Annotated in this window: 17 protein-coding genes; 5 read left to right on the top strand and 12 right to left on the bottom strand. The window is 58.8% G+C overall.

What is annotated here, in order from left to right:
* Nucleotides 1-19 precede the first annotated feature (19 nt).
* Complete coding sequence (locus tag NKJ21_RS17245; RefSeq protein WP_032731149.1) at nt 20-2,383, bottom strand: TonB-dependent receptor domain-containing protein; 2,364 nt, start codon at nt 2,381-2,383, stop codon at nt 20-22.
* 215 nt (nt 2,384-2,598) lie between these two features.
* On the opposite strand from NKJ21_RS17245, the gene NKJ21_RS17240 reads away from it, so the two are divergent.
* Nucleotides 2,599-2,892, top strand: coding sequence for a SelT/SelW/SelH family protein (locus tag NKJ21_RS17240; protein WP_049153520.1), 294 nt, complete (start codon nt 2,599-2,601; stop codon nt 2,890-2,892).
* A 39-nt stretch (nt 2,893-2,931) separates the two neighbouring features.
* Here the strand turns inward: NKJ21_RS17240 and NKJ21_RS17235 are convergent, their stop codons facing one another.
* The gene (locus NKJ21_RS17235) at nt 2,932-4,641 is read right to left on the bottom strand and encodes a thiamine pyrophosphate-requiring protein (RefSeq protein ID WP_064180049.1); all 1,710 of its coding nucleotides are present in this window, start codon (nt 4,639-4,641) and stop codon (nt 2,932-2,934) included.
* Between the two features lie 35 nt (nt 4,642-4,676).
* The gene (locus NKJ21_RS17230; RefSeq protein WP_129765647.1) at nt 4,677-5,618 is read right to left on the bottom strand and encodes an AEC family transporter; all 942 of its coding nucleotides are present in this window, start codon (nt 5,616-5,618) and stop codon (nt 4,677-4,679) included.
* Between the two features lie 186 nt (nt 5,619-5,804).
* Between NKJ21_RS17230 and NKJ21_RS17225 the strand changes: the two genes are divergently transcribed.
* A complete protein-coding gene (locus NKJ21_RS17225; protein ID WP_022065494.1) occupies nt 5,805-6,692 on the top strand; it encodes a LysR family transcriptional regulator in 888 nt (295 codons plus the stop codon).
* Between the two features lie 67 nt (nt 6,693-6,759).
* A complete protein-coding gene (locus NKJ21_RS17220; RefSeq protein ID WP_048268096.1) occupies nt 6,760-7,101 on the top strand; it encodes a nitrous oxide-stimulated promoter family protein in 342 nt (113 codons plus the stop codon).
* Between the two features lie 59 nt (nt 7,102-7,160).
* Here the strand turns inward: NKJ21_RS17220 and NKJ21_RS17215 are convergent, their stop codons facing one another.
* From NKJ21_RS17215 to NKJ21_RS17175, 9 genes are all read right to left on the bottom strand, one after another.
* Nucleotides 7,161-8,015 carry a metal ABC transporter permease gene (locus tag NKJ21_RS17215; RefSeq protein ID WP_060876058.1) on the bottom strand — a complete coding sequence of 285 codons (855 nt, stop codon included), beginning with the start codon at nt 8,013-8,015 and terminating at the stop codon, nt 7,161-7,163.
* Complete coding sequence (gene sitC / locus NKJ21_RS17210; RefSeq protein WP_032731146.1) at nt 8,009-8,857, bottom strand: iron/manganese ABC transporter permease subunit SitC; 849 nt, start codon at nt 8,855-8,857, stop codon at nt 8,009-8,011. The genes NKJ21_RS17215 and sitC overlap by 7 nt, the downstream gene beginning before the upstream one ends.
* Complete coding sequence (locus NKJ21_RS17205; protein WP_009485519.1) at nt 8,854-9,675, bottom strand: manganese/iron ABC transporter ATP-binding protein; 822 nt, start codon at nt 9,673-9,675, stop codon at nt 8,854-8,856. Before NKJ21_RS17205 ends, sitC begins: the two co-directional genes overlap by 4 nt.
* Nucleotides 9,672-10,589, bottom strand: coding sequence for a metal ABC transporter substrate-binding protein (locus NKJ21_RS17200; protein WP_239270470.1), 918 nt, complete (start codon nt 10,587-10,589; stop codon nt 9,672-9,674). The genes NKJ21_RS17205 and NKJ21_RS17200 overlap by 4 nt, the downstream gene beginning before the upstream one ends.
* A gap of 181 nt (nt 10,590-10,770) precedes the next feature.
* Nucleotides 10,771-11,733 carry a LacI family DNA-binding transcriptional regulator gene (locus NKJ21_RS17195; protein WP_002915031.1) on the bottom strand — a complete coding sequence of 321 codons (963 nt, stop codon included), beginning with the start codon at nt 11,731-11,733 and terminating at the stop codon, nt 10,771-10,773.
* Between the two features lie 56 nt (nt 11,734-11,789).
* Nucleotides 11,790-12,704: an ROK family protein gene (locus NKJ21_RS17190; RefSeq protein ID WP_012540756.1), complete on the bottom strand. Its 915-nt coding sequence runs from the start codon at nt 12,702-12,704 to the stop codon at nt 11,790-11,792.
* A gap of 50 nt (nt 12,705-12,754) precedes the next feature.
* Entirely contained in the window at nt 12,755-13,069 is a 315-nt protein-coding gene (locus NKJ21_RS17185; RefSeq protein WP_002914983.1) for a PTS lactose/cellobiose transporter subunit IIA, read from the bottom strand.
* Between the two features lie 23 nt (nt 13,070-13,092).
* Nucleotides 13,093-14,415, bottom strand: coding sequence for a PTS cellobiose transporter subunit IIC (locus tag NKJ21_RS17180; protein ID WP_004145789.1), 1,323 nt, complete (start codon nt 14,413-14,415; stop codon nt 13,093-13,095).
* 9 nt (nt 14,416-14,424) lie between these two features.
* Nucleotides 14,425-14,739 carry a PTS sugar transporter subunit IIB gene (locus NKJ21_RS17175; RefSeq protein ID WP_002914979.1) on the bottom strand — a complete coding sequence of 105 codons (315 nt, stop codon included), beginning with the start codon at nt 14,737-14,739 and terminating at the stop codon, nt 14,425-14,427.
* Between the two features lie 177 nt (nt 14,740-14,916).
* Between NKJ21_RS17175 and NKJ21_RS17170 the strand changes: the two genes are divergently transcribed.
* Nucleotides 14,917-16,188, top strand: a complete 1,272-nt coding sequence (locus NKJ21_RS17170) for a PTS sugar transporter subunit IIC (RefSeq protein ID WP_004151052.1) — start codon at nt 14,917-14,919, stop codon at nt 16,186-16,188.
* Nucleotides 16,189-16,450: 262 nt separating this feature from the next.
* Nucleotides 16,451-17,788, top strand: a complete 1,338-nt coding sequence (locus NKJ21_RS17165) for a carbohydrate porin (protein ID WP_239270471.1) — start codon at nt 16,451-16,453, stop codon at nt 17,786-17,788.
* Nucleotides 17,789-17,794: the final 6 nt, after the last annotated feature.

Below are 17,794 nucleotides of genomic sequence, written 5' to 3'. Positions count from 1 at the left end.
TGCGTTATTATTCGGGCAATCAGAAGTCGACGTTGACGCCCAGCTGCCAGGTGCGGCCCGGCATCACCGCCAGCGCTTTATCGTTGGCGTCCTGGTTGGTGCCGGTCTCGATATTGCGGCTGCTCAGGTAATCCCAGTATTTACGATCGGTGAGGTTGTAGACCCCGCCATTGAGGCGCACGTTTTTCGCCACCTGCCAGTACGCGGTCCAGTCCAGCATGCCGTAGCCCGGCACGCGCATATAGTCGCTGCTGGCATCGGTGATGGCGGACCCGCTGTTGCTGTAGCTTTCGCGGTTGGTGGCGGTCGCCTGTTTCCCTTTGACAAAGGTCGCCGTCAGGGCGGTGCCGTAGCGTTTCGCCGGATCGTCCCACGCCACGCCGACGATGGCTTTCATCGGCGCCACGCTGTCGAGGTCGACGTATTTATCGCCGCTGTAGCTGGATTTCGATTTCCCTTCGCTATAGCCGAGGGCGAGGGTGCTGCTCAGGCCGTTCACCTGCTCAAACCAGGTGCCAAAGTTAAATTTGGTGCTGATCTCTCCGCCGTAGATATAGGCTTTATCGCGGTTTTCCGCCTGATAAATGGTGTAGATGTTCGACGGCACATTCGTGAACTGGCCCGGATTATTGGCGCGGGTATAGCGCGTATAGGCGATAAAGTTCTTATAGCTGTTGTAGAACAGCGCCGTGCGCACGGTGATGCCTTCGGTGACTTCCCCTTTCAGCCCCCACTCGAGATTATCGCTGGTTTCCGTCTTCAGATCGGTATTGCCGATCAGGGCATATTGCTGGCTACCGGCGTAGCTGGAGCCGAGGTTCCAGGAGCCATACAGCTGGCTGGCGTTGGGGAACTGCGCGCCGCGCTGGTACTGCAGGTAGGTCATCAGGCGCGGGGTGAGGTCGTACTGGAAGGTCAACGACGGCAGAACCTGGGTATCGCTGTTTTTGCCGTACAGATTCGCCACCGACGATTCGGTCAGTACGCTGCTGTTGGCGGCAAGGTCGGACAGATTTTCCGGCTTAGTCGATTGATGCACCACGCGCACGCCGGGAATAATGGCGAAGTTGTGGCTATCAAGGTCGAAGTTGATCTTATCCTGGACAAAGCCGCCGAGAGTGTAGCTGCGGCTGTCTGCCTCCGGCTGCATGATCTCGCTGTAAACGCTGGGGATCGGCGACTGGCTGAACGGTCGCTGGGTTTTGCTGGTGCTGGCGTTGAAGCCGGCGCTCAGATCGTGGCGGCCCAGGGTTTTCGCCAGCGCGGTCTGCAGGCCCCAGGTATCGGTATCGTAGTTAGAGTTCACCGTCTGCATTCTGCGGGTGACGCTGTCCGGCATATAAGTCCAGTCATGGGCTTCGGTATGCTGGTAGTAGATTTTCGTGGAGACGCTGTCGAGGTAGTCGTTCATCGGCGTCCAGTCATCCTTCAGGCTCAGGCCCCAGCGCCGGGTCTGGCTGGTCTGGTTGGCGGTGCCGATGGTGCTGTTGCCGCTGGAGTCCCAGGTATCGTAGTGGGTGTGGTTGGTTTTATGGTAATAGTCGAAGGTGCTGGTCAGCTTGTGCTCATCGTTAGGCTGCCAGATCCCGGAGGCCAGAAACGCATCGGAGTGCCAGTTCGCCGGGTAGGCGTCGACGGTGCCGCTGTTGTTTTCGGTTTCCTGGCCGTCACGGCGGCTATAGACCAAAATTCCGCGCAGGAACTCATCGCCGCCGGCGACGGTCACCCCGTTGTGCCAGCTGCGATCCGCAGAGTCGTAACCGCTGCGGTAGCCGAAGGCGCTGGTCTTGCCCGGGCGCAGGTAATCATCTGCCGATTTCGGGCGGAAGGAGACATTTCCCCCGATAGCGCTGTTGGCCGTTTCCGTCGAGGTGGCGCCGGACTGAATATCCACACTGCCATACATATACGGGTCGATATAATCGCGGCCGATGCCGAAGGTGTTGAGCCCGGCGCGACCGACGTAGCCGCGGCCGGTAGCGTTGGGTTGGGCAATACCGTCCACGTCGATGCCGACGCGGTTGCTCTCCATGCCGCGGATGTTGTAGCCGGTGTAGCCTCCGCGGTCGAAGCCGCTTTTGCCGTTGCCGGAGCCGCCGCTGGCCCCGGTGGCGCTGATGAGCGGCTCATAGCGCATAATAGAGCCAAAATCGTTAGCGCCTTTATCCTCCAGCTCCTGGGCGCTGATGCTGTGCTCACTACCGGCTTTCTGCACCGGTGCGGGGGCGGTGACGGTCATTTGTTCCGAGGTGTCATCCACCGCCTCGCCGCTAACGGCGGAAGTGTCTGCTGCGATGGCAGAAGTCTGATAAATTGCTGCAAGCAAAGAGGTCACCAGCAGGCGTTTTTTACACCATGCTGCTGACGGAGTCGATTTGTACATAGTCGCCACGCCTTGATCGTTATTAGTATCGGCTCACGCGTTACTTCCAGAGTTGCAGGTTGCTCCGTCTTTTCCGTTGCGGATGGGGTCTTACTCCATTTGTTGATTGCGAATGGTAATGATAGGTATTATCGTTTGCAACAAAATAATCATGTGTTCTTCATTTAAACTGCACTTTGTTTACAATTTGCCCTTTCAGACTTAGCGAGACGACGATGAACTCAAAAGCGGCCATCACCATCACCTACTGTTCCCAGTGCAACTGGATGCTGCGCGCCAGCTGGATGGCGCAGGAGCTGTTACATACCTTCAGCACCGACATCGCCTCGGTGACGCTGGTGCCGGGGACCGGCGGGATCTTCACGATCGATGTCGGCAGTCAGCAGATCTGGGAGCGCAAGCAGGATGGCGGTTTTCCGGATGCGGCCGAGCTGAAACGCCGGGTGCGCGATGTCTGTTTCCCGGAGAAGCCGCTGGGCCATGTGGATAAAGGTGAGCAGAAGGGGTGACAACCCCCTCCGGGCGACAAGCGCCCGGAGGAGAAGCCGTTAGCGGGCTAACTGCACGTCAACCAGCACGCTTTGTCGGCGGGTGCGTATGAGGGTGACCGCTTCTTCCAGCACGCCGGGGAGATCCTCGGCCCGGGAAACCGACAGGGCCGCCGCGCGGCTGGAGGCGGCGATCGCGGCGAAATCCGGCGAGGTGGTAAAGGCGGTGGCCGGAATGGTCTCCGCGCGGGCTGCGTAGCCGTCCGGGTAGAGCGCTTTGGTGCCGCCCGCGACGGCGCCCCATCCGCCGTTATTTCCGACCACGACGAGGACAGGGAGCTTCATTACCTCCGCAATATGGTGGCAGACCGCAGGGTTGGCGAACAGGTACGACCCGTCGCCGACGGCGGCAATAATCAGCTCTTCCCGGCGCGCAAGCTGCAGCCCCAGTGCGATAGGCAGGGCTTCGCCCAGGCCGCCGGCCAGCGCTTCCTGGTAATAGCTCTCGGCATGGATCAGCCCGGCAAATTGCGGCAGCGTGGTCAGCTCAGAAACGATCCGGCCGCGGTGTTGATTCGCCAGATGGCCGAGGCAGTAGCTGAGCCAGGGTTTGGTAATGGCCCCGGTCTGGCTGGCATGGAGAAGCGCGTCGCGCTGGTTTTTCTGTTGCTGGATGCGGTGCTGCGTATATGCCGCCCGCTCCGCCACATGTTGCTGGCGGGCGGCCTGCAGCGGGCGCAGCGCCTCTTCCAGCAGGCTGAAGACTTCATCGGTCTCGCCCGCCAGGTTGATGTCCGCGCGATAGCCACGTACCGGGTAGCGGGAGAAGAGCGGATCGGGGCCCATCTGGATCACGGTGCAGTCCTGGCGACAGTCGCCCTCGGCGAGCATCCATGGCGCCTGCGAGTCGACCACCAGAATCACATCGGCGTCGGCGAGCCAGGCGCTGGGATCAGCCCCGGCGAGCAGTGGGTTATCGGCGCTCAGGGTCACCTCGGTACCCCAGTATTCCACCAATGGGATCGCCCATTCGCGCACCAGGCTATTAAGTCGCGCAAAGCCACCCGCCGTTCGGGCGCCGCGCTGGGCGAAGATGACGGGATGCCTGGCGCAGGCGATTGCCTCGGCGGCCCGGGCGATATCTTCCCGGACTGGCGCATAGCGGACCGGCTGCTGAGAAGGACCGGCCTGCAGCGCGGCCTCATCAATGGCAAAGGTCTCGCACAATGGCTCGCGCGGTAAGCTCAGGTAGACCGGCCCTTTCGGCAGGGAGCTGGCAATCGCCCAGGCCCGGTCAACATGCTCGCCGATCTGATCGGCCAGCCGCAGTTCAAAATCCCACTTCACGGATTCACGGATCAGCGCCGCCTGGTCGCGCATCTCCTGGCCGTAGCCAATCGGCGTATTGCGGCAGCCGAAGTGGGAATGTTCGCTAATCGGCGTGCGACCACCAAAAATCAGCACCGGGATATTGCTGTTCGCCAGATTGATGACACCGCAGGCGGCGTTGGCTAACCCGACGTTGGTATGAACCATTACCGCCTGCACCTTGCCAGTGCCGAGGTAGTAGCCGTGCGCCATGCCGATGGCGGCGTTTTCATGCGGGCAGATCACCAGCTCGGGTACCTTTTGCCCGGTCGCCCGGGCCTTTGCCCAGGCTTCAATAACTGGCGGATAATCGGTGCCCGAGTTAATAAAAATATATGCCACGTCCAGCGCCTGTAGCCGATGCAGTAACAGTTCAGCAGCCGATAATGTGATAGAGGCCATATTCTCTCCGTATTCACGCGGTGTAATCGCGATAATTAAAAGGTTAAGAAAATAAATCCGCCCATCGTAATGATGGAGGCAATAATACTCAGCGCCATCGTCGAGGCCATTTCCTGCTCGCCGGTTTTATACTGCATGGCAATAATTATCGCGATGGAGCCTACCGGGATAGCCATCGTCAATACGACTTCCTTTATTTGCTCCATGCTGAAGCCCATTTTTAATAACAGGAGATAGCAGGCGCCGGGCACCAAAATATTGCGGGCGATAACGGTGATAATGGTAGCGGTGGTGATAACAATGCTGCGTGTATAGAGCACGATCCCGGCGGCAAACAGCGCCAGCCCGCCAGAGGCTTTGCCCAGCAGACCCAGCGACATCGAGATAGTCTGCGGAATATGGATATCCGCCAGCACGATGATCAGGGCGATCACCGGCGACCAGACCACGGGTTGTTTAATGGCGTTCACCACCCGTGCGCCAAAGGAAATATGCTGGCTCTTATCGCCGGTGGCGACCGACATCAGTATCATCACCAGCGGCAGCTGGAAGACGTTTTGCGTGATGCTGGACACGGTGATCAGCGACGCGCTGACGGTGCCAAATAAAAAGGCCAGCACCGAGGTGCCGATGAAAGGAACCGCCGGCGAGCCGATGGCCAGCGCCTGCAGCGTACTGAGGGCGAGGTCGCGTCGGAACAGATAGCGGGCGACCAGTAAGGGAATGACGAAGCTCAGAATCAGCGCGAGGATAATGGCCACCGCAACCGGGCCCATGGTCATGACGATGTGTCGCGGCGTCATCACCATATTGCTGAAAATACTTAGCGGTAATGCATAGAGCATCACAATTTTATTGATGTCTCCTGCCTGCTGCCAGTTAAAGTCTTTTCGTTTACCGCTAATATAGCCGATGATGACGGTAATGATGACCGGTAATATAGCGCCTGAAATTAATAGAATATTGTTCTGTGTCATGGTGATATATTCTCGTTATAAATTATCTTCGGGTCCGCAATTCGTTTTTGCCGTGCGTGATGAGGTTAATAAATCCGTTTTTCCTGATGCGCGGTAGCTATTTTTGAGCGTATTGATAGCGACATTTATTCGCTAAAACAGGCCGCAAGGGAAATGCAAAAACCGTTTATTCAATGAGTAAATATCATGCCAATGAAATTTAAGCAGATTCAGGCGTTTATTACTGTCGCTCACGAAGGCAATATGACCCTGGCCGCAGAGAAGATGGGGATCACTCAGTCGGGACTGAGCCGGCTGTTATTGAGCCTGGAAGCGGACCTGAGCGCGACCTTATTCGAAAGACACAAACACGGTATGGCGTTGAGCGAATATGGCAGCGCCTTTTTACCCTATGCGCTGACGATGCTGAATACCGAACAAAAGGCCCGCGAGGAGATTGCGCTCATCCGCGGCGCCGGGAAAGGTATCCTGCGGATTGGCTGTGTTTCCAGCCTGCTGACCAGCCATTTCATCGATAAGCTGGCAGCTTTCCATCAGCGACATCCCCGGATCCATCTGCGGATCGTCGACCGCATTGACTCCGAGCTCTTTAAACTCCTGCGGATGCACGACATCGATATCGCCCTCTGCGGCCCCTTACCGCATGATGAGAAAATCGTGGTGCGCGGTAAAATTAACTGGCAGGACCGGATCTGCATCGTCGCCAGGCAGTACCACCCGCTACATCAGGCGGCGAACTTATCCCTCGAGGAGATGCTGGACTATCCGTGGATCATGCCGCCGCCGTTAAGTACCCCGATGAACATCCTTGAGGATATCTTTCGTGCCCATCAGCTACCCTGTCCGCAGCCGGTGATTGAGTGCGCGTCCTCCTCGGCCATTAAGGCCTTTCTGTGCGAGAGCGATCTGTTAACGTCGATGCCGGCCCCGGTTTACCGGCACGAGGAAGCGCTGGGCCTGCTGCGTCCGTTCGAACTCGAGGGCAGCGTTTTTATCCGCGATTTCTATGCCTATAGCCATTTCGGGGTTCTGTCCGGGGCAGCCCTGCAGTTGATCCAGCATCTCAAGCAGTGAGGCTGGTCGGGCACGAACGATAAGGTGTATACTATAGGCATCTTAATAACAGGCGAAAGGCGGGGAGATGGGGAAGCGTATCGAACGGGAAAAGATGACGATTCAGCGGATGATTGCCCTCTACCAGCGGCGCTGTCCCGGGGCGCTGGCCGATAATGCGCACTATCAGGCGCTGAACGCCTACGCCGACAAGCGCCTTGATAAGTGCGTGTTTGGCGAGAATAAACCAGCCTGCAAGCAGTGTTCGGTGCATTGCTACCAGCCGGCGAAGCGCGAAGAGATGAAGCAGATTATGCGCTGGGCCGGGCCGCGAATGCTCTGGCGCCACCCGATCCTCACTATTCGCCATCTGCTGGACGACAGGCGCCCGGTGCCGGCGCTACCGGAAAAATACCGACCGAAAAAATAGCGGCCTTTCCCTGGTCAGCGCGGCGCGTAGCCGGGCGACAAGTCGGCCCCGGTAAGGCATTAGCCGCCACCGGGGATGGTTGCTGAAGCCCTCTGTTTCTGACTATCCCGGATTGTGCTGGCCACAAAGGCGACCACAAACAGCGCGGAAAAGAGCACCACGATAGTCGGCGCCGGCGCGCTGTCGAGATAAAACGCCAGCCACACCCCTCCCGCCGAGCAGCCGATGGCCACCGCTACCGCCAGCAGCAGGGCGTGGATAAAGCGCCGCACCAGCAGGAGCGCGATCGCCCCGGGAGCAATCAGCAGCGAAATCGACAGAATAATCCCCACCGACTGCAGCGTCGCGACGATGGTCAGGGCGATCATGCACAGCAGGCCGTAGTGCAATAGTCCGCCGCGCAGGCCGCTGGCTTTGGCCTGCGTCGGGTCAAAGGCGTGCAGCAAAAAATCGCGCCATTTGAGACCGATAATCAGCGCAATCACCAGTGCGATAGCCGTCGTCTGACCAATATCGCGAAGGGAGATCCCCAGCATGTCGCCGAACAGGATATGGTCGAGATGAACATCGGACTGGATCGCTACATACAGCACCAGCCCGGCGCCAAACATGCCGGAGAAGACAATCCCCATGATGGTATCGCGCTTGAGTCGGCTGTTATCGTCGAGAAAACCGGTCGTCACGGCGCACAGCAGCCCGGCGATAAACGCGCCGATGGCGAAGGGGATGCCGATAATGTAGGCCAGCACCACGCCCGGAAAGACCGCGTGGCTCATGGCGTCGCCCATCAGCGCCCAGCCTTTGAGCACCAGAAACACCGACAGTAGCGCGCAGGGCACGGCCACGATGATCGATACCGCTATCGCATTGACCATAAAAGGAAACTGGAACGGGGCCAGGAACAGGTTCAGCATGCGGCCTCCCTGGCGCGGCGGCGGCTGGCCAGCAGGCCGTGCTTCGGCGCGAAGATAAAGGTGATGAGGAACAACAGCGTTTGCGCGACCACGATAATGCCGCCGGTGGCGCCGTCGAGATAGTAGCTGAGCCAGGCGCCGAAGAAACTGGTCAGACTGCCGATAGCCACGGCGATGGCCAGCAGGCGCGGAAAGCGGTCGGTTAACAGCCACGCGGTGGCCCCGGGAGTCACCACCAGGCAGATGACCAGAAAGGCGCCGACGGTCTGCAGCGCCGCCACGGTGCAGGCGGCCAGCAGGGTAAAGAACAGCAGCTTCAGGCCGCGGGTGTTCAGGCCAATCGAGCGGGCATGGTTTTCATCAAAGAAGGTCACCATCAGATCTTTCCACTTCAGCAGCAGGATCGCCATCGAGATAAAGCCGATCGCCGCCAGCTGGATAATATCCTCCGGGGCGATGGCCAGAATATTGCCGAGAATAATGGTCTGGATATTCACCGACGTCGGATTCAGCGACACCATAAACAGCCCGATCCCGAAGAAGGAGGAGAAGATCAGGCCGATAATGGCATCCTCTTTCAGCCGCGAGCGTTGCTGCAAAAACATCATGCTGCCCGCCGCCAGGCCGCCGGAGAGAAACGCGCCGAGCGCGAAAGGCAGGCCGAGCATATAGGCCCCGGCGACGCCGGGCACAATCGAGTGGGAGAGGGCGTCGCCAATCAACGACCAGCCCTTCAGCATCAGGTAGCAGGAGAGAAACGCGCAGACGCCGCCTACCAGCGCCGACACCCACATCGCATTGAGCATATAGTGATAGCCAAACGGCTCCAGCAGCCAGCTCATCGTGGGCCTCCTGCCGCGCGCCGGCTGATAAACGGCCGCTCGTCATCGGTGATAACCTGCGCTTCCCCGCCGGTCAGCGCGACGTGGCGCAGCACGCCGCTGAAAGCCCGCTCCAGATTCTCGGCGGTGAAGGTGGTTTCTGTCGGGCCGCTGGCCAGCACGGTGCCTTTCACCATCACCGTGTAATCACAAAATTCGCTCACTGATCCGAGGTTGTGGGTGGAGACCAGCATGGTACAGCCCTCATCGCGGAGCTCGCGCAGCAGGCTGATGATCCGCGCTTCGGTCTGCACATCGACGCCGGTGAAAGGCTCATCCAGCAGGATCACCTGACCCTGCTGAGCGATAGCGCGGGCAAGGAAAACGCGCTTTTTCTGCCCGCCGGAGAGCTCGCCAATTTGCCGATGGCGGTACTCGCTCATGCCCACGCGGGCCAGCGCGGCATCGACAATCTCGCGATCGCGCGGCTTTGCCCGCCGCAGCCAGCCCATATGGCCGTAGCGGCCCATCATCACCACATCCTCTACCAGCACCGGGAAGGACCAGTCCACCTCTTCCGACTGCGGGACATAGGCGACCAGGTTCTGGCGCAGCGCGCGGTTGACCGGCTGGCCGAGTATGGCGATCTCGCCGTGGCCGACGCGCACAAAGCCCATCAGCGCTTTAAACAGTGTGGATTTACCCGAGCCGTTAACGCCCACCAGTGCGGCAATGGAGCCGCGCGGTACGCTGAACGAGGCGTCGCGCAGGGCAGTGTGGCCGTTGCGCCAGGTGACGGTGAGCTGGTCGACATACAGTCCCGCTTGCGCTGCATTCATGGCTGCTTCCTCATCCCGTCCTGGATACCGTTGACGATGGTTTCGGTGGTGACGCGCAGCAGGTCGAGCCAGGTCGGCACCGGGCCGTCGGCGGCGCTCAGCGAATCGACATACAACACGCCGCCGTAGTGGGCCCCGGCTTCGCGCGCCACCTGACGCGCCGGTTTATCGGAGATGGTGCTTTCGCTGAAGATGGTCGGGATGCGTTCTTTCTTCATGGTGTCGATAACCTTGCGCACCTGTTGCGGGGTGCCCTGCTGGTCGGCATTGATCGGCCACAGATACAGTTCGCGCAGACCATAGTCGCGGGCCAGATAGGAGAAGGCCCCCTCGCTGGTGACCAGCCAGCGCTTATCCGCCGGCAGGTGCGCCAGTCTGGCCTGCAGCGGCGCCATCGTCTGGCGGATCTTCTCCTTATAGGCCTCGGCGTTACGGCGATAGGTGTCGGCGTGAGGCGGATCGTACTTCACCAGCGCATCGCGAATGTTATCGACATAGATCAGGGCGTTATCTGCCGACATCCAGGCATGGGGATTGGGCTTCCCACTATAGGGGCCCGCGCTGATGCCCATCGGCTGGATCCCCTCGCTGACTACCACCTCCGGAACGCCCTGTAAGTGCTGATAAAAACGGGCAAACCACCGTTCGAGATTAAGCCCATTGCTGAGGATCAGCTGCGCCCCCTGCGCGCGTTTGATATCGCCTGGCGTGGGCTGGTAATCGTGGATCTCCGCGCCCGGTTTGGTGATGGAGCTGACGACGGCGGCGTCGCCGGCCACGTTCTGCGCCATATCGGCGATAACCGTGAAGGTAGTGATAACCCTGAATTTCTCCTGCGCGGTGGCCGGCGTTGCGGCCAGCAGAGCCAGCGCGCTGGCCAGCAGCAATGATTTCAGCGGTGTCAGGTGTTGCATAGGAGCCCTCGCAATGGTGTGGTTAATTTCCCAGCGTTTATAGCCATTGCTATGTTATATAGCACAAGCTATTTACAAATGAAAATAATTCTTATTTGCATGCGTGGGTAATAATGAGCCGGGAAACGAAAGCGACAAGAAAGGGGGAGATAAGGCTGGCCCGGCGCGAACCGGGCGAAGATCAAGAGATATCGGCGACCGACTGGCGCGGGATCAGGCGGCCAGCCAGCGAGCGGCCCTCGGCGGTGAAGGTTGGCCGGTCGTCAATCAGGCTGCGAATACGCTGAATACAGTTATCCAGCAGCGCCTCCAGTGGCCAGGAGATGCAGGTCAGCGGCGGGTAGAGCAGCGAGGCGAGCGGGGAATCCTCAAGGCTCAACAGGGAGACCTCCTGCGGGACGGCGATGGTGAATTCGCGTAACAGACGCATCGCCTCAGCCGCGTAGCGGTCGCGTTTAACGATAATGACTGAGTATTTACTGAAGCTGTTAATTAAGGTCAGCAGCGCCTGCTCGACATCATCGTTGGCCGTCAGCACCAGCTGGCGGTTAAAAGGAATGGAGTAGTTTTGCAGGACGTTGCGGTAGCCTTCCAGCATCTGACGGCTGGCATCGTCGCTATCGCTGTCCACCAGCAGGGCGATGTTGCGGTGTCCCTTGCCAATCACATAGCGGCAGGCGCTTTCGGTGGCGAAGGCGAAGTCGTAGCCCTGGCTGTTGCTCCCGGCGACGCCGAAGCGGTCAAAGGCGATAACGTTGCGCGGCGCGTCGGCGGCAACGGCGCCCAGCACCACCACCGCCACGCACTGGCGCTGCAGATCGTCGATCACCGCCGCCTGCTCTACCGGATCGCTGACATACTGGACCAGCAGGCTTTTATTCAGCCCTTTCAGCGCCTGAGAGAGCAGCGGCAGCAGACGCGCGCCGTGGCTTTCGTCCTGCGCGGAAATCACCAGACCAACGTGGCTGGATGTCTGACTGGCGAGGTTTTGCGCGGCAAAGCTCGGGCGATAGTTGAGTTCTTCAACGGCCCGCAGCACAGCTTCCCGGCTCTCTTCGCGCACGCCCCGGGTGCCGGTCAGCACGCGGGAAACCGTCGCTCTTGAGACATTCGCTAATCTTGAAACATCATCAATCGTTGGCATGGCTTTTTCTGTCTGAACATTTTCGCCTAGCTTAACATACCTGCTGAAAAAAGTGTCTACCGCTGCCCGTCCGCGGCGCCGGGCAGACGGGGCAGCCAGGCCGCGCCGCGCACGCCGCTGGCGTCGCCGAAGCGGGCCGGTTTGATCTGCGTGCGGCAGGTGTCGGAGAAGATCCACGGCACGATGGCGGCCGGCAGATCGCGATAGATCTGGCTGACGTTGGACAGACCGCCGCCCAGCACAATCACCTGCGGGTCGAGAATATTGATCACCGACGCCAGGCTACGGGCAAAGGCATCGATAAAGTGTCGCCAGTGGGCCAGCGCGCGCGGATCGCCGTTTTGCGCCGCGGCGACAATGGCTTCCGCACGGGCTTGTTCCCCATAGCGGCGGGCGAAGCCGGTGCCGGAGAGAAAGCTTTCGATGCAGTTCGTTTTGCCGCAGTAGCAGGGCTGCGGCGGGCCATCGCGCTCAGGAGTATAGCCCGGCAGCGGATTATGCCCCCACTCCCCGGCGATAGCGTTGGGGCCGCTGAGCAGTTGTTGATGAACGGCGATCCCCCCGCCGCAGCCGGTACCGATAATCACCCCGAAGACGGTGGAGGCCCCGGCGCCGGCGCCATCCACCGCCTCCGAAAGGGTGAAGCAGTCGGCATCGTTTGCCATCCACACCGGCTGGCCAAGCTGCTGCATGATATCCCGGCGCAGATCGTGACCGTTGAGCACCAGGCAGTTGCAGTTTTTAATGCGCCCGCTTTGCGGATCGATAGCCCCGGGCAGGCCGATCCCCAGGGTGAATGGCTGCGGGCTGACCGCGCGAATATCGGCAATCAGGGTCAGCAGCTGACGCATAAAGGCGTCATAGCTCTCTTTGTGGGTCGGCCGGCGCAGGCGCTGGACGCATTCGCCTGCCGGGTCCAGCAGTACGGCTTCCATTTTGGTGCCGCCAATATCTATTCCAAGATGTAACATAGTGACCTCGGGGAATCAGACCCGGCCAGCGCGCCTGGCCGGGGAACGCGCTAGGCGTGAAGCGGTTGCGCGCGGTAAATCGCAATCAGTTCGGCAATCAGCTCTTTCGCCAGAATGGAGGTCATCAGGTGATCCTGAGCATGGACCATTACCAGCGTCATTTTGGTTTTTCCCTCGCCTTCGTCAGCTTCGATAAGCTGGGTCTGTACAAGGTGAGCTTCGCGGGAATAGTGCGCCGCTTCCTGCATTTTGGCGTCGGCGGTGGCGAAATCACCCGCTTTAGCGGCGTGCAGCGCTTCGTAGCACAGACTACGTGACTGGCCGGCGTTGATGATGATCCCCATCACCTGTTCTTCTAATTCCATGATTATCCTCTGAATCGTTAGCGTTAAGCGGTTTGCGCCGCGTTGTCAGCCTGGCCGACGGCGTTTTCACGCTCCTGGGCCAGCAGCTGTTTTTCGTAAGCTTTGAGAAATGGCAGGTACATCACCATGGCGGTGGCCATACAAATGAGGCACAGGATCACCGGGCTAAAGCTCCAGTTCGCCGCCCACGAGGCGCCGATGGGCGCCGGCGTTGTCCACGGCGTCATCGATACTACGCGGCTGACGAGATCCAGCTTCAGCGCAAAGTACGCCAGGGTCGCGTTGACCATCGGCACCAGCACGAACGGCAGGAAAAACAGCGGATTCATGATGATCGGCGCGCCGAACAGGATCGGTTCGTTAATATTGAATACCCCCGGCACGACCCCCATCCGGCCAATCGTCCGCAGATGCACGGCCTTGCTGCGCAGCAGCATCAGCGCCAGCGGCAGGGTGGAGCCGACGCCGCCGATCAGCAGATAGTGATCCCAGAAGCCCTGGACATAGATGTGCGGAATAGCGGTGCCTGCCGCCATGGCCGCCTGATTGACCGACAGGTTGGCCATCCAGAAGGGATTCATGATCCCGGTGACGATCAGCGCGCCGTGGATCCCGGCGAACCACAGCACCTGACAGACCAGCACTGACAACAGAATGGCCGGCAGCGTATCGGAAGCCGCGACCAGCGGTTTGACCAGCGACATGATCGCTTCCGGAATGATCATCCCCAGCTGAGCCTCGATAAACAGGTTCAGCGGATGCAGCGTCAGAATGATCGCCAGCACCGGGATCAGGATCTCGAACGAGCGCGCCACCCCGGCAGGCACTTCCGGCGGCAGGCGAATGGTGATGTTATGCCGCTTGAGGAAGGCGTACAGCTCGGTGGAATAGATGGCCACCAGAATGGCGGTGAAGATCCCCTGGCCGGAGAAGTAGGCCGTAGAGATCTGGCCATCTTTCAGCGGCGCGGCCACCAGCAGAAACGACATCAGCGACAGCATCCCGGCGGTCAGCGAGTCCAGGTGATGGTGCTTGGCGAGGCTGGCGGCGATCCCGACGGCAATGAACAGGGTCATCACCCCCATGCTGAAGTTGAACGGCAGCATCAGCGCATCGCGATGATCGAGCGAAAATTGCAGCCAGGCGCGGGCAAAGCCCCACGTCGTATCCGGAGAAAACGGCGGAAAGATAAATACCAGCAAAAACGAGCCTACGATCATAAAGGGCAGGGCGGTGATAAAACCGTCGCGGATCGAGGTCACGTATTTTTGCTGGCCGATCGCGCCGGCCAGCGGCGTGATCTGCCGTTCGATCACATCGATCAATTTAGCGTACAGAGAGCTCATGATCTTTCCTTAGTTCTTGTTTTCGATGAGGGAAAGGGCGAAATCAAGGACCGCGGCGCCTTTTTGCATGCCGTAGTCCATCATATTGATGGGTTCGACGCGGATACCGTATTTATCCGCCTGTTTTTGCAGATCCTGCTGCATGTATTTCACCTGCGGCCCCAGCAGCACCACCTGATAATGGCCAACCTGTTCGGCGAACTCCGCTACGCCATAGGCATTGATCTCTACCGGCAGGCCCCGCTGTTCGGCTTCGGCAATCATTTTTTTCATCAGCAGGCTGGTGGACATGCCTGCCGAACAACACAACATTATTTTTTTCATAAGTACCGCTCCTGATGAGGTTGGATGAGCGGACTATAGTCAAAATGGATGCATTACGGAAAGCGCTTTCCGTTTGTGGATTTATTAATTGTGACCATGATCACCTATGGCAGGCTTTCACTTTCCGGTGTTGTGGGCGATCATCCCGGCGAGACAACCATTCGCAAAGGTAGGAGTATGAACATTCAGTTAATGAATGTGGCCGTGGATATCATCGAGCAGCGGCTGGCGCCGCTGGCGAATGTTCTGACGCGCAACAACCACATTACGGCGATGCGCGATAGCTTTGCGCTGGCGATGCCCTTTGTGATTGTTGGCAGCCTGTTGGTGCCCATTTTGTTTCCGCCCGTTTCCATCGACGGCGCCTCGCGTTTCGGCCAGGTCTATTTGCTGCTGCGGCCTATCCTGCTGCCGACCTTTCAGCTAACCATTGGCCTGGTGGCGCTGATTGTCGCCTTCGGCGCCAGCGCCAGTCTCGCCAAGCAGTACCGTCTGCCGGAACGGCTCTGCGGTTTAACCGGGTGTCTGGCTTTTCTGCTGTTTATCGGCTTTCGCGAGACTGCGGTGAGCAATGTTTATCTCGGCGGTATGGGGATATTTACCGCCCTGATATCCAGCACCTATTCCATTGAGATAATTCGCTTTTTCTACAAAAAAGGCTGGTGTATTCGCTTGCCTGATGAAGTGCCGCTGATGACCCGCAATGGCTTTCAACTGCTGATCCCGCTGCTGGTGGTGATGCTGTCGATAAGCGTGATGAATGCCATACTGCTGCAGACCACCGGACGCATCGTACCGGAGTTGATCAGCGAAGCGGTGCGGCCGCTGGTGCTGGCGTCCGACACGCTGATGGCGGTACTGATCTCTTTATTTATCTGTAACTTACTCTGGTTTATCGGTATCCACGGCGCGCTGATCATCACCGGGATCATGAACCCCTTCTGGATGACCTATCTGTTTGAAAATCAGCAGGCGCTGGCGGCGGGTTCGCCAACGCTGCCGCATATTTATCTGCAGGGGTTCTGGGATTTTTACCTGCTGATCGGCGGTATTGGCTCCACTTTGCCGCTGGTGCTGATGGCGATGCGCAGCCGCTCGCGGCAGCTGAAAAGCGTGGCAAAAATTGGCCTGCTGCCGTCGCTGTTTAATATCAACGAGCCAATACTGTTTGGTTTTCCGGTAATCATGAACCCGGTTTTTTTACTGCCGTTTCTCTTTGTTCCGCTGATAAATGCCTGTATCGCATGGTATTTAACTCAGCTGGGTATCCTCGACCGCGCGGTGGCGATGCTGCCATGGTCTATGCCTTCCCCGCTGGGGGCAGCATGGTCGGCGAACGGTAGCTGGAAAAATTTGTGCATGAGCCTGTTCGCGATGTTTAACGCCTGGATGCTCTATCGCCCCTTCTTCAAAGTGTACGAACGCCAGCTCGCGGAAACCGAACGCTGACCCCCTCGCCGTCGGCGGCTTATCCCCCGGCGGCACTCATTCACCTGCTCCTCCTTCCGCTCTGCTGCCGGCTCCCGGCGGCATTCTTGTTATTTTATGTGATCAGTCTCACGAATATATTCGTCGCGGAGCGAATTTTGTGAACCAGATAGGCAATTATGGAAAGCGCTTTCCATTAACGGATGTACATTTCCATTTTTGATCCGTAAATTTCCCCTCCGTTATCGGTTCGTGTTAACAAACATAACGTGGGAAAAAAATAATGATAAAGCTGAAACATTCAATACCTCTGGCTCTCCTCTCGCTGGCAGGGGCCAGCAGCCTGGCCTGCGCCGATCCGAAGTATGATTTTGCGCTGCATGGCTATATCCGCTCCGGGATCCTGGCGAACTCCGATGGCAACCGCGCGGACTCCGTCGGCCTGATGCCGGACGGTAAGTGGCGACTGGGCAACGAAGAAGACACCAAGATCGAACTGATCCCCACCGTGACGCTGACGGCGGACAGCGGCGTGGTGGCGAAAGTGCAGGCCAACCTCACTCATCAGTCGAAATGCACCTCCGACTGGAACTGTCAGGATGACGATGGCCATGACGTACAGTTTCGCGAAGGGTTCGCCGAGCTGAGCAATCTGGATTTTGCGCCGGAGATGACCTTCTGGGCCGGTAAGCGCTACAGCAGCTCCAACACCTCCAGCCATCAGTTCGACTGGGAGTACATTCAGTACAACGGCACCGGCGGCGGCTTCGACAACATGGATCTCGGCTTCGCCCGCTTCGACGCCGGGGTGTACGCCTTTTCACCCACCGATGAAACCAAAGCCTACCCGGTGGATAAGGGAGATCAGGGCTACCCGGATGACTATTCCCTCAACCTGTGGCTGAAAAAGATCGCGGGGACAGGCTTCGATCTGGAGCTGATCGGCCACCACATGAACCGTAACGAAAACCACCCGACTTCCGCCGAGAAGGGCTATGGCGTGACCGGTATTTATAACTTTGACGGTTTCTATGGTCTGACCGGAGGCTACTCCCGCCTTGCATTGCAGTACGGGAAAGGGCTGGCGGCGGGTGACTCACTGGGTAAAAACGGCTGGGGCTGGGCCAATCTGGAAAACACTCAGTCCTGGCGAGTGGTGCTGGATAGCGTGGCCTCGATGGGCGACCTGGAGATCTCGACCTTCGCTTTCTGGCAGAAAGATAAAAACTACCGCTGGTGGATGGAAGATGACCATGGCTGGGGACGCTCGATGTGGGTCGCCGGTATCCGCCCTTATCATCAGATCACCCGCAACTTTGCCATGCAGTACGAGCTGGGCTACGAATACCTGGATGACAAAAACTACAAAGGGGTAAACGGCAAAGGCAAAGGCGGCCTGACCAAAGTTACCGTTGCGCCAACCCTGACCTTTGACTCCGGTTTCTGGGCACGCCCGCAGCTGCGCTTCTTCGTCACCTACGCGAAGTGGGATAAAGGTGTCTCCGATGCGCTGGACGGCAACTACAACTGGGATACCAATACCATCACCGCCGGCGGGTATTCCCGCAGTGGCTCTACCGACACCGTTAACTTCGGCGTACAGGCCGAGGTCTGGTTCTAAGGAGAG

It is taken from the genome of Klebsiella sp. SWET4, from assembly GCF_024296565.1.
GTDB classification, from domain to species: Bacteria; Pseudomonadota; Gammaproteobacteria; order Enterobacterales; family Enterobacteriaceae; genus Klebsiella; species Klebsiella variicola.
This window is presented reverse-complemented; position numbering and strand designations above follow the sequence as displayed.